8 protein-coding genes are annotated in these 12,585 nt (G+C 72.8%); all 8 read right to left on the bottom strand.

Annotated features, from left to right (window positions below; translation table 11 throughout):
• Nucleotides 1–20 precede the first annotated feature (20 nt).
• The 8 genes from AB0D99_RS14950 to AB0D99_RS14915 all read right to left on the bottom strand — a co-directional run bounded on the left by AB0D99_RS14950 (nucleotide 21) and on the right by AB0D99_RS14915 (nucleotide 12,576).
• Nucleotides 21–1,253 carry a cytochrome P450 gene (locus AB0D99_RS14950; protein WP_362360682.1) on the bottom strand — a complete coding sequence of 411 codons (1,233 nt, stop codon included), beginning with the start codon at nucleotides 1,251–1,253 and terminating at the stop codon, nucleotides 21–23.
• An 86-nt stretch (nucleotides 1,254–1,339) separates the two neighbouring features.
• Nucleotides 1,340–2,095, bottom strand: coding sequence for an aspartyl/asparaginyl beta-hydroxylase domain-containing protein (locus AB0D99_RS14945; protein ID WP_362360679.1), 756 nt, complete (start codon nucleotides 2,093–2,095; stop codon nucleotides 1,340–1,342).
• A 117-nt stretch (nucleotides 2,096–2,212) separates the two neighbouring features.
• Nucleotides 2,213–5,404, bottom strand: a complete 3,192-nt coding sequence (locus AB0D99_RS14940) for an amino acid adenylation domain-containing protein (protein WP_362360677.1) — start codon at nucleotides 5,402–5,404, stop codon at nucleotides 2,213–2,215.
• 81 nt (nucleotides 5,405–5,485) lie between these two features.
• Nucleotides 5,486–7,900, bottom strand: a complete 2,415-nt coding sequence (locus AB0D99_RS14935; RefSeq protein ID WP_362360674.1) for a non-ribosomal peptide synthetase — start codon at nucleotides 7,898–7,900, stop codon at nucleotides 5,486–5,488.
• 108 nt (nucleotides 7,901–8,008) lie between these two features.
• Nucleotides 8,009–9,007: a 2,3-diaminopropionate biosynthesis protein SbnB gene (sbnB, locus tag AB0D99_RS14930; RefSeq protein WP_362360671.1), complete on the bottom strand. Its 999-nt coding sequence runs from the start codon at nucleotides 9,005–9,007 to the stop codon at nucleotides 8,009–8,011.
• A complete protein-coding gene (gene sbnA / locus AB0D99_RS14925; protein WP_362360668.1) occupies nucleotides 9,000–10,010 on the bottom strand; it encodes a 2,3-diaminopropionate biosynthesis protein SbnA in 1,011 nt (336 codons plus the stop codon). The genes sbnB and sbnA overlap by 8 nt, the downstream gene beginning before the upstream one ends.
• A 129-nt stretch (nucleotides 10,011–10,139) precedes the next feature.
• Entirely contained in the window at nucleotides 10,140–11,795 is a 1,656-nt protein-coding gene (locus AB0D99_RS14920; RefSeq protein WP_362360665.1) for an amino acid adenylation domain-containing protein, read from the bottom strand.
• Between the two features lie 16 nt (nucleotides 11,796–11,811).
• Nucleotides 11,812–12,576 (bottom strand): alpha/beta fold hydrolase, encoded by a 765-nt coding sequence (locus AB0D99_RS14915; RefSeq protein WP_362360662.1) that lies wholly within the window; start codon nucleotides 12,574–12,576, stop codon nucleotides 11,812–11,814.
• Nucleotides 12,577–12,585: the final 9 nt, after the last annotated feature.

Raw genomic sequence — 12,585 nt, 5'->3', positions numbered from 1 at the left:
GTGGGGTGGGCTGGGCGGGGTCAGGCGGACCGCAGGCGGACCCGCAGGTGCTTGAACCCGCTGATGACGGTGGAGGCGAGGCGGGCCGGCTGCTCGATCATCTCGGCGTCCTTCACCCGTGTGCACAGCTCGTCGAGGAAGAGCCTGAGCTCCAGCGTCGCGAGCGCCGCGCCCAGGCAGTAGTGCGGTCCGGAGCCGAGGGCGAGGTGCGGCACGCTGCTCCGGCGTCCGACGTCGAAGGTGTCGGGGTCGGGGAAGGCGCGCCCGTCCCGGTTGGCGGAGAAGTGCCAGATGGCCACGTCCTGGCCCGCCTTGATCGTCCGGCCGTGCATCTCGACGTCGCGCTCGGCCCGCCGCAGCACGTGCTTGCTCGGGGAGACGTGGCGCAGGACCTCGGTGACGGCCGGGTCGAGCAGGGTGCGGTCCTCCCGCAGCCGCCGCCACTGGTCGGGGTACTCCATGAAGGCGAGGAGCGCGCCGACGGCTCCGTGGCGGGTCGTCTCGTTGCCGCCGAGCAGGAGCAGGTCGAAGAAGAGCATCGCGTCCTCTTCGGTCAGCTTGCCGGTGCGCTGCGCCTCGACGAGCCGGGTGACGATGTCGTCGCGGGGCGCCAGGCGGCGCTGGTCCATCAGGTCCTGGCAGTACAGCAGGAGCTGGGCGTGGGCCATGGCGGCGCTGGCCCGGGCGCTCGGGGAGGTCTGGATGTCCTGGTCGGCGGAGCCGAAGGCCGCGGTGGTCAGGCTCAGGAGGAGCTTCCAGTCCTCCTTCGGCACGCCGAGCAGGGCGGCGATGGAGGCCACCGGCAGCAGCGCGACCGTGTCGACGAAGTCGACCTCGCCCTGCTCCAGCGCCTCGTCGAAGGACTCGGTGATGACGGCGCGGACGTACGGTTCGAGGCGGCCGATCGCGCGCGGGGTGAAGGCCCGGTTGACCAGCTGCCGCAGCTCGGTGTGGCGGGCGCCGTCGACATGGGTGAGCATCCGGCCGGAGCCCTCGTCCCCCGTCCACCGCTGCGCGCCGAGGGTGTTGGTGCCGGCGGAGCTGAAGGTGACCCCGTCCTTCTGCACCGCGAGGCAGTCGTCGTAGCGGGTGACCGACCAGAAGCCGGGCTCGGTGCCGTCGGGGTTCCAGTGGACCGGCGCGTGGTCGCGCAGGTAGCGGAAGACGCGGTGGTGGCCCGGGTCGGTGAAGACCTGGGGATCGGCGAGATCGATGTGGTCGAGAGCGCTCGTGACTGCGGTGGTAACCGGCAACGTGACCCCTGGTGAGGAAAGAGTGGTGTGCTGCCGCGGGCAGCGCGGGTGAGGTGGGCGTACGGGTAGGGCGGGGGCCGGGCCCGTCAGCCGGCCATCATCTTCTGGATCTCGTTCATCAGCATGGTGAGGGCGGCCCGCTCGGGGAGCGTGGTGTCGGGGTGCCAGAGGTCGGCGAGCAGACAGGTGCGGGTCCGGTCGCCGTCGTTCCACGCCTCGTGCTCGAAGGAGTAGTCGAAGAGGAGGCACTTGCCCTCCTCCCACGAGCGGGTCTCCTCGGCCACCCGGATCGCGGCGCCCTCCGGGATGTCGACGGCGAGGTGCAGGTTGATGCTGAAGTTCCACAGGTCGCAGTGCGGCTTGATGGCGGCGCCCGGCAGCAGGGTGGAGAAGTGGGACTCGAGGAGGGGGCAGATCACGTCCGTGTCCACGGCGTGCTCCTTGAGCACCTTGTACGCGGTCGGCGCCGTGGCGGCGGCCTCCTCGTTCAGCGCGCCGTCGCGGTACAGGTACAGCGCCTGCCAGTTGCGCTGCCGGACGAGGTAGTGCTCGTAGTCGGAGAACGCCGCGCGGCGCTGCTCCCAGGCCAGCTCCTGCTCCGCCTTGATCTGCGCGTGGTTCTCCTCCAGCGCGGTGACCAGGGGCTGCAGTTCGGGGTAGGCGTACGGATCGTGCCACGGCTGCTGGGGGATGCCGGGGAGGACCCACTTGGCCGCCTGCTGGAGCGGGTGGCGCTGGTCGCTGCGGCGGCGGGGCTCCAGCATCTCCTCGACCCGTGCGAGCGAGTCGGCGCCGTGCTCCGACTTCAGTACGGCGAAGTAGTCGTCGATCTCCGGTGTCACTGTCTTCGTCTCCTGCGTGAGCGATGGGGGCGGGGCCGGGGGGCGCGGGCCGAGAGGCGGGGCGGGGCCGGGGGACGCGCGGGCCGGTGGGGCCGCGCGGCGCCCCCGCCGGGAGCGTCAGCCGGTCCGGCGGACCAGCTTGGGCCGGGCGGCCCCGGCCGCGGCCTGCGGCTGCTCCAGGCTGGCCACGACACCGGCGACCGTCGGACTGGCGAACAGCTTCATGAGGTTGACGTCCACCCCGAGGACCGTCCGGATCCGGTTGACCAGACGGGTGGCCAGCAGGGAGTGCCCGCCCAGCTCGAAGAAGTTGTCGTCGAGCGAGACCGCGTCGAGCTTGAGGATCTCGGCGAACAGGTCGGCGACCTGGCGCTCGCGCTCGGTGCTCGGCGCGCGGCCGGCGGATCCGGCGCCGTAGTCCGGGACGGGCAGGGCGCGCCGGTCGAGCTTGGCGTTGCGGGTCAGCGGCAGCGCGTCGAGCAGGACGAACGCGGCGGGCACCATGTACTCCGGCAGCCGCTCGCCGAGGCCGGAGCGCAGTGCGGCCGTGTCGACGCTCTCCTCCTTGCCGGGGACGACGTAGGCGACGATCCGCTTGTCGCCCGGCACGTCCTCGCGGACGACGACCGCCGCGTCGGCGACACCGGCGTGGGAGCGGATCGCGGTCTGGATCTCGCCGAGTTCGATCCGCAGTCCGCGCAGCTTGACCTGGTCGTCGGAGCGGCCGGCGAAGATCAGGTTCCCGTCGCGGGTCCACCGTCCGAGGTCGCCGCTGCGGTACATGCGCTCGCCCGGCGCGCCGAACGGGTTGGCGACGAACCGCTCGGCGGTCAGGGCGGCCCGCCCGAGGTAGCCGCGGCCGAGGTTGGCACCGGCCAGGTACAGCTCGCCGAGCACGCCCGGCGGGACCGGGTTGAGCTGCTCGTCGAGGACGTGGATCCGGGAGTTGTGCACGGGGCGTCCGATGGTGGCGGACGCGTACTCCGGCAGGGCGCAGCCGGTGGCCTCGACGCAGAACTCGCTGGGGCCGTAGTAGTTGTAGACGGTCGTGTGCGGTGCCTTGCGCAGCTCGCTCCAGAGCGTCTCGTCGACCGCTTCGCCACCGAGCATCAGGGTGCGCGGGGCGCTGTCGCCGTCGAGCACGCCCTCGCTGAGCAACTGCTGGGCGAAGCTCGGCGTCACGTCGAGCTGTCCGATGCCGCGTTCGGTCACGTAGGCGACGAGCTTGGCGGGGTCCCGGCGGGTGGGCTCGTCCAGCAGGTGCAGCTCGTGACCGGCGATCATCGCCAGTACGCCTTCCCAGGAGGTGTCGAAGGCGAGCGAGGCGGACAGGGCGACCCGGACCCGGTCGGAGGGCTCCGCGGGCGGCGGGAAGGTGACGCCGGTGTGGTACGTCCACAGGTTGGTGAGCGCGCGGTGCAGGACCGTGACGCCCTTCGGGCGGCCGGTGGAGCCCGAGGTGTGGATGACGTAGGCGGCGTGGTCGAGCAGCAGCGGGACCGGGCGGTCGGCGTCGGTCGGGTCGTGCTCGGGCGAGTCCGCCCGGAGGTGCTCGGTGACCAGCGCGGGGAGGGAGTCGGCCGGGCCCAGGCCGGCGGCGATCTCGTCGGTGGTGACGAGTGCGGCGGGCCGGGCGTCGGCGAGGATCTGCCGGATGCGCTCGGTGGGGTTGTGGGGGTCGACCGGCGTGTAGACACCGCCCGCCTTGCCGACGGCGAGCCAGGCGACGACGGCCTCCGCGGTGCGGGGCAGGACGACGGCCACCGGGGTGTCCGCCTGGACCCCGAGGGCGATCAGGTGGTGGGCGAGGCGGTTCGTCCAGGTGTTGAGCTCGGTGTAGGTGAGTGCGGTGTCGCCCGCCACCAGCGCGATCGCGTCGGGGGTGAGGGCGACCCGCTCCTGGAAGAGGTCGGTGACCGTCTTCTCCGGGAGGTCCCGGTCCGTGTCGTTCCACCGGGCCAGCAGCTCCCGCTCGCGCGGGGTGACGATGTCGGCGGCGGTCAGCGGGGCGTCCGGGTCCGCGACGGCCGCGCCCAGGAGGAGCACGAGCCGCTCGGTGAGGGCGGCCGCGGTGTCCATGTCGAAGAGGTCGGTGGCGTACTCCAGCGTGCCGTCGATGCCGAGCGGCGTTCCGTCCGCCGCCACCCGGTCGCGGAGCACCACGGACAGGTCGAACTTCGCCACGGACATCTTCATCAGCTCGACCCGGGCGTCCAGGCCGCGCAGGGTCATCTCCCGGCCGCCGCTGTGCAGTTCGAGGCCGACCTGGAAGAGCGGGTGGCGGGAGCGGTGCCGTACGGGATTCAGCTCCTCGACCAGCCGGTCGAAGGGCAGGTCCTGGTGGGAGTACGCGTCGAGGCTGGTCTCCCGTACCCGGGTGACGAGTTCGCGGAGGCTGGGGTCGCCGGAGACGTCCGTGCGCAGGACCTGGGTGTTGATGAAGAGGCCCATCAGGTCGTCGAGGGCCTGGTCGGTGCGGCCGGCGATGGAGATGCCGAGCGGGATGTCGGTGCCCGCTCCGAGCCGCGACAGCAGGGCGGCGGTGGCGGCCTGGACCACCATGAAGAGCGTGCCGCGGGTCTCCCGGGCGAGCTTCAGCAGCCCGGCGTGGACCTCGGGTCCGATCCGGAAGTCGACCTCCTGGCCGCGGAAGGTGCCGACGGCCGGGCGGGGCCGGTCGAAGGGCAGGGCCAGCTCCTCCGGCAGGTCCGCCAGGGTCTCGCGCCAGTAGGCGAGCTGCCGCCCGATCAGGCTGTCGGGCTCGCCCTCCGCGCCGAGCAGCTCACGCTGCCACAGGGTGTAGTCGGAGTACTGGACCGGCAGGGGCTCCCCGGCGTGCTCGCGGCCCTCGGTCCGGGCGTCGTAGGCGGCCCCGAGGTCCTTCAGGAGCGGGTTGAGCGACCATCCGTCGCAGGTGATGTGATGCAGGACCAGGGCGAGCACGTGCTCGTCGGCGCCGACCCGGAAGAGGGTCGCGCGGACCGGGAGATCGGTGTCGAGGTCGAACGGCAGCTCCGCCGTCTCGCGCAGCGCGCCCTCCAGCCGCTCCGGTTCGATGTCCACCGGGGCGAGGGCGAGGGCGGCCTCGGCGAGCGGCAGGACCCGCTGGACGGGCTCGCCCTCGGCCTCCTCGAACACGGTACGGAGCACCTCGTGGCGCCCCATGACGTCACGCAGCGCCGCCTCCAGGGCGGGCGCGTCCAGCGCTCCGCCGATCCGCACCACCACGGGCACGTTGTACGTACTGCTCGGCCCCTCCAGCCGGTTGAAGAACCACAGGCGCTGCTGCGCGAACGACAACGGGAACACGTTCACCCCTCCACTTGGGGACATCACACTGCATTCGGAAAAGTTCAGGAAAGACGCGGCGCGGGGACGCTTCGTGCGGGCTCAGGAGGCCCGGCGGACCAGCTTCGGGCGGGCGGCCGCGGGGGCCCCGCCCCCGTCCAGGCTCGCCACGAGACCGGCCACGGTGGGGGTGTCGAGGACCTGCCGCAGCTCGAACTCCACCCCCAGGGCGGACCTGACCTGGCTCCAGACCCGGATCGCGAGCAGGGAGTGCCCGCCCAGGTCGAAGAAGTCGTCGTCCACCGAGACCGCGGGCACGCCCAGCACCTCGGCGAAGATCGCGGCGACCGTCTCCTCCCGGGCGCTGCCCGGCGCCCGGCCCTCGGACCGCGCGGACTCGGCGGGCTCCACCGGCTCCAGGGCGGTCAGCGCCTCGCGGTCGACCTTGTGGTTCCTGGTCAGCGGGATCGCGTCGACCTGCCAGAAGCCGACGGGCACCATGTGCTCGGGGAGCTCCCGGCCCAGCGCCGCGTGCAGGGCGCCCAGGTCGAGGGCGGTGTCGCCGGTGACGTAGGCGCACAGCGCGGAGGCGCCGCCGGGGCGGGGCCGGAGCAGCACGACGGCCTCACGGACCCCGGGCAGCCGCAGCAGCTGGCTCTCGATCTCGGCCGGCTCGACCCGGTAGCCGCGGATCTTGATCTGGCCGTCGGCCCGGCCCAGGTACTCCAGCAGCCCGTCGGGTGTCCAGCGGGCGATGTCGCCGGTGCGGTAGAGGCGTTCGGGTACGTCGATGCCGCCGCTGACGAACGCCCGCTCGTTCAGCTCGGGGCGCCCGAGGTAGCCGTCGCTGAGGCCGTCGCCGCCGACGTGGAGTTCGCCGGCGATGCCGATCGGCTGCGGGTTGCCGTCGCGGTCCAGGACGTAGGCCGTGGAGTGGGCGATCGGCCGGCCGATCGGGACGCGGTCGCCCTCGGTCCCGGTGATGCGGTGCGCGACGGAGAAGGTGGTGTTCTCCGTGGGGCCGTAGCCGTTGATGAACACGCTGTCCGGGCAGGCCGCGAGGGCCGCCGCGATGTGGGGGGCGGACAGCGCCTCGCCGCCGGCGAGCACCTGGCAGCCGGCCAGTACGGCGGGGTCCTGGTCGACGATCTGGTTGAACAGGGGGGCGGTGAGCCAGAGGGTGTCGACGCCGTGGCGGCGGATCGCCGCGCCCAGTTCGATCGTGTCGAGGACCGTCTCGGTGGGGGCGAGGACCAGGGTGCCGCCGTTGAGGAGCGCGCCCCAGAACTCGAAGGTGGTGGCGTCGAAGGCGATCGCACCGGTCTGCAGGACGGTGGTGCGCGGCGAGAGGTCCACGTAGTCGGTGTCGCGGACCAGGCGGACGACGGCCCGGTTGTTGACCAGGACGCCCTTCGGCGTGCCGGTGGTGCCGGAGGTGTACATCACGTACGCGGTGTCCAGCGGCGAACCCTCGTGCGCGGGCAGGGTGTGCCCGGCCGGTATCTCGTGGGAACCGCCGAGGTCGAGGACGGGGATGTCCGCGGTGATCGTGGCGTCGTCCGTGACGAGCAGGGCGGCGCCGCTGTCGGCGAGGAGGAAGTCGCGTCGGCTGAACGGAAGTCCGGGGGTGAGCGGCACGTAGGCGGCGCCGAGCCGCAGGATGGCGAGGACGGTCACCATCAGACGGTCGGTCTTGTCCATCAGGAACGCGATCCGGCTGTGCCGGCGGGCGCCGTGGGCGTGCAGCAGGTGGGCGAGTCGTTCGGCCTCGTCGGCCAGTCGGCGGTAGGTCAGCGAGGTTCCGCCGTCGTGGACCACGGCGAGCGCGTCGGGCCGGGCCGCGGCCTGGGCCGCGAAGAGTTCGTACACGGACGCGTCGCGGGGGTAGGTCCCGCGGGAGCCGCTGAATCCGGTCAGCCGCTCGCGCTCGGCGGCGGTCGGCAGCGCCAGGGCGCCGACGGTGGTGTGCGGGGTGCGGACCAGCGCGGTCAGGACGGTGACCAGGTGCCCGAGCGCGCGCTCGGTGGACTCCGCGTCGAAGAGGTGTCCGTGACCGTCGACATGGAGCGTGAGCTCGTCGCCGGTGCGCTCCGCCGAGACCGTGAGGACCGCGTCGCCGTGGTCCGCCGCGGGCCCGCCGGTCACACAGACCAGGGCGGGCGGCGTAGAGCCGGGCCCGGCGGCCGGGCCGGCCGTGACCTCCGCCAGGTGCTCGGCCAGGGTCCGCTCGGCCGGCATGGCGACGGCCAGGGTCGCGGTGGCGGTGTCCCGCGCCGCGCCCGCGGCGCGGACCCCGGCGCGGAACGACGTGCTGTCCGCGTACTTGCGGCCGAGGAGCGTCACGGCGGCCAGCAGATGGTCGTCGGTCCGCTCCCCCATGCCCTGCGCCACGGCGGCGGGCAGGAGCGCCGAGCGCCGGACGGTCCCGCACGGTCCGGCCGCCTGCGGGCACGATCCCGCGACGGGGAACACGGACGGTGCCTCGTCCTCGGCGGAGTGCACGTCAGCAGCAGCCATTGTCATCAGTCCCGATCGTTTCCCTGAGGAGTGTGAGTTCGACGGTAGGTCGCCGATGGGGTCGCCTTGCGGCACATGTCCGGGCAGCACACCGGCAGTTGGGGGACGTCACCAGCGCCGGGTCTCGCCGAAGAAGTCCGGGACGGTCAGCAGTCGCCCCTCGGTCCGCGCACGGCGGTAGAGGTGGTGGCCGACGGCCAGGTCCAGCACGCCGAGGCCGAAGGGGGAGAAGACGGTGGGCCGGGCGGGGTCGGTGCGCACCTCCCCCTTGATGACCTGCGCCAGCGTCCCGGTGACGAAGTCCCGGTTGCCGGTGAGCTGTTCGGCGAGGTGCGGTGAGGTGTCGGCCTTCATGCAGTGCTCGACGTCGTCGAAGACGTTGTCGGCCCCGAGGAGGATCTCCGGGGCGAGGTCGCGGAGGGAGACGTTGAGGATCAGCTGGCCGGGCCGGAAGGCACGGTCCGCCGGGACGTGCGGGCGCAGCGCCGTGGTCGCGAGGACGACCAGGTCGCAGTCGAGGGCCTCCTCGGCGCTCGCGGCGCGGGCGTCGGCGCCGTACTCGCCGCCGAGGTGGCCGGCGAGTGCCTGGGCGGAGGCGTCGTCGATGTCGTGGCAGCGCACCTCGCCGAGCGGGGTGCCGGTGTGGTGCAGGTAGCGGCAGATGGTGCGGGCGATCACGCCGCCGCCCAGGACGCCGACGGTGGCGGGCGGCCGCTCGGCGAGCGTGGTGGCCGCCAGCGCGGCGGAGGCCGCCGTGCGGGCGGCGCTGACCCCGGCCGATTCCAGCAGGGCGAAGGGGTATCCGGTCGTGTAGTCGTTGAGCACGAGGACCGCGGAGGCCCGCGGGATTCCCGATTCCACGTTCCGGGGAAAGCTGGCGATCCATTTGATTCCGGCGACATCGACGTCACCGCCGAGATAGGCGGGCAGCGCGATGATCCGCGAGTCCGGCTTGTCGGGGAAGCGCAGGAAGTAGCTGTCGGGGTTGACGCTGGCCCCGGCCTCGTGGGTCAGATAGGCGTCCCTGACGCAGTCGACGACCTCTTTCTCCTGGCCTTCGAGCAGCTCGACGATGTCACGGCCACCGAGGACCGAAAATTCAGGCATGTTCTTTTCCGTAGAGTCGCAGAAGTGTTTCGACGTCGGTTTCCGGCTGGGGTGACAGCGCGTCCGCCCCGTATCTCTCCCGCACCCACTCGTCGTTGTAGACGGTGTCGAGATAGCCCTCGCCCATGTCCGGGGACAGGGTGAGGATGCGGCTGCCGGCGGGGATGCGGTCGGCCATCGCCTCGACGGCGGCCAGGGCGCTGCCCGAGGAGCCGCCGAGCAGCAGCCCGTACTCCCGCGCGACGCGGCGGCACATCCGTACCGTCGCCGGCTCGTCCACGAGGACCTTCAGGAAGCTGCCGTCGTCGCTGAAGATCTCCGGGGTGCGGCTGGCGCCGATGCCCGGGATCCAGCGGGGTCCGGGATGGTCCCCGAAGGTCACGGACCCCACCGCGTCCACCGCCACGACCTGGGTGGGAAGGGCGAGTTCGCGCAGGCGGCGGACGCATCCCATCAGCGTTCCCGACGTGCCGGTACCGACGAAGAGCCAGTCGGGTACGCCGAAGCCGTCCAGGATCTCGTTGAGCGTGTGCTTGCTGTGGGCGGCCGCGTTGCCCGGGTTGGCGTACTGGTTGAGCCACACCAGACGGGAGTCGGCGGCAAGCCGGGCCCGGATGTAGTCGATCCGGGTCCGCAGATAGCCGCCGGCGGCGTCCCTGCGCGTCACCGTCACGACCTCGGCGCCGAGCGCCTTCATGAACCGTACGGTGCGGGCGTTGGCGTTGGGGTCGGTGACCAGCGTGATCCGGTAGCCCTTCGCCGCGCAGATGGAGGCGAGGGCCACTCCGAGGTTGCCGGACGTGGATTCGATGAGTTCGCGGCCCGGAGAGATGAGACCCTGTTCCTCGGCGTTCAGGATCATTTCCCGTGCTGCCTTGATCTTGATCGATCCGGCGGGATTCAGGCCCTCCAGCTTCACATGGGTGGAGAAGGCCGTCTGGAATCCAGGAAGTTCCAGGAACCGTTCGCCGGAGACCACGTCGTAGACTCGGCTAGATATCAATACCCCTCCAGGCTCACAGAGTGGGGTGTCTTCCCACGGCCTTCACGCTAGGAGCGCCCCGCTGGGGGACGGGGCACAACAGCAGGCATCATGCGGGCAGTTGCCTTCCGGCCCCGGCGGACGGACCGGTCAGCCGAACCAACCGCCCCGCAAGGCCCGTACGACGGGCCGCGGGACGTTCTGCGGAGCGCGGACGACACGCCTGAGCGCGGGCTCCCGGACCTCCCACGCGCGCGCCACGGCCGCCCGGTCCGTCTTGCCGTTGACCGTACGGGGAAGGGCCGCCAGCCACCGATGGGCGGCGGGGTGCATGTAGGACGGCAGGAGCTCCTTGACGTGCCGGCGCAGCTCCTGCTCCCCCGGCGCCGCGTCGGCCTCCCCCGAGGAGGTGAACGCGCAGACCAGCCGTTCGTCGCCGGGGCCGAACTCCCGTGCCCAGACCACCGCGTCGGCCACACCGGGGTGGGAGCGGACGGCGGCCTCGACGTCGCCGAGCTCGATGCGGTGACCGCGCAGCTTGACCTGGAGGTCGGCACGGCCCCGGTAGACGAGGACGCCGTCCGGGCGGCGCAGGACGAGGTCGCCGGAGCGGTAGTGGCGGACGCCGTGACCGGATGCGGGGAAGCGCTCGGCGGTGAGTTCCGGGCGGCCGAGGTAGCCGTCGGTGACCTGGGGGCCGGAGAGCCAGAGTTCGCCCTCCTCGCCGGGCAGGGCGTCCCTGCCGTCCTCGGTGACGATCCTGTGGCCGAACCCGGGCAGCGGCCTGCCGATGGGCGAGGCGTCCTCGTCCAGGTCCGCGTCCGTGAGCTCGTGCCAGGTCGCGTGGACGGTGGTCTCGGTGATCCCGTACATGTTGACCAGGCGGGGCCTGTCCCGTCCGTGGCGCCGCGCCCATGTGCGCAGGGTGGCGGGCGCGAGCCGTTCACCGCCGAAGACGACGTGGGCCAGATCGGGGAGGCGGACGTCGTCCCGCAGCGCGGCCTCGATCAGCGAGCCGAACGCGGTCGGCGTCTGGTTCAGCACGGTGATCCGCTTCTCGGCCACCAGGCGCAGGGTGCTCTGCGGCGACCGGGTCGCCCCGGCCGGCGGCACGACGAGCCGTCCGCCCGTGGTCAGCGCGCCCCAGATCTCCCAGACGGAGAAGTCGAAGGCGAGGGAGTGGAAGAGCAGCCAGGTGTCGCGGGGCGAGAAGGCGAACGGCCCCGAACCCGTCGCACGGAACAGCGCGGTCACGTTGTCGTGCCGCACCGGGACGCCCTTGGGCCGCCCGGTGGTGCCGGAGGTGTAGATGACGTACGCGATGTCCGAGGGGCGGGGGCCGGACGGGAGGTCGGTGTCGTCGGAGTCCGTGGCGCCGCTCCCCGCCGAGTCACGCAGTGCGGCCACGTCGCGCCCGCCCAGCACGGGCAGGCCCTCCGTGCGGCATCCGTCCGGATCGCCGACGAACGCGGTGGCGCCGCTGTCGGCCAGGATGAAGGCGTTGCGGCTCGGGGGGTTGCGGACGTCGAGGGGCACGTACGCCGCACCGGCCTTGAGGATTCCGGCCATCGCCGCGATCGCGTCGGCGCCCGGCTCCATGCGCAGGGCGACCCGGTCGCCCCTCCTGACGCCGTGCGCGCGGAGGGCCGCGCGGACGGCGTCGGACCAGGTGTCGAGCCGCCGGTAGGAGCAGCCGCCCCGCTCGTCCTCCACCGCGGTCGCCCCGTCCTCCGCCGCCGCGGTGGCGGAGGCGAGGAGACCCGTGAGGGTGGGAGCGGGCCCGGCGGTCGGCGCCGGTGTGTCCATCTTCAATGTGCAGTCCTTACAGTGACGCCGCCGGCGCGGGGCGCCGGGGCAGTAGTGCGGCGATCTCGCAGGCCACGGCCTGGGTGTTCGCCTCGTCCAGGAGGTAGAAGTGGCCTCCGGGAAACAGTCGTGGCCGCAGCGGTGTGCGGGTGGACCAGTCGTCCAGCTCGCCCGGCGGTACGAGTTCGTCGTCGCGGCCGCCGAGGACGAGGGGCGCGACGGGGAGCTGTCGTCCGGCGTTGCGCACGGCCAGCCGGCGCCCCAGGGTCAGGTCGCAGCGGAGCAGTTCGAGGAGGTGCTCCCGGATGACCGGGTCCTCCAGGAACTCGTCGGGGGTGCCCCCGCCCAGCCGGATGACGTCCATGAGGTCGTCCTCGGTCCAGTCCTCGGCCCGCCCGGCCCGCGACTCCAGGGTGGGGTGCCCGCTCAGCGCGAGGCCGTGGCAGAGCTCGGGCGCCGCCAGGGCGAGCGCCGCGGCGAACGCGGCTCCCATGCTGTGGCCGAAGAGGACGGTGGGCAGCGGCGGCGCGGCGCGCAGCTCGGCCAGCACGGCGGCCAGGGCGCCGTCGATGTCGTCCGGGAGCGTGGCGCAGCTCTCGCCGAACCGGCGCTCACGGCCGGGCAGCGTGACCCCGACGACCTCGATGTCGTCGGGCAGCCGGCGCAGCAGGGGCAGGAGCGCGTTGGGGCCGCTGCCGGAGTGGGCGAGCGCCACCACGCGGCCGGTCGGGGTGGCGCGGGCGGGCCTCAGCGGGACCGTCCAGGGCGATGCGGTGATCATCTCGTTGCC

Origin of the sequence: Streptomyces sp. NPDC047971, from assembly GCF_040653355.1 — a bacterium.
Lineage (GTDB): Bacteria > Actinomycetota > Actinomycetes > Streptomycetales > Streptomycetaceae > Streptomyces.
This window is presented reverse-complemented; position numbering and strand designations above follow the sequence as displayed.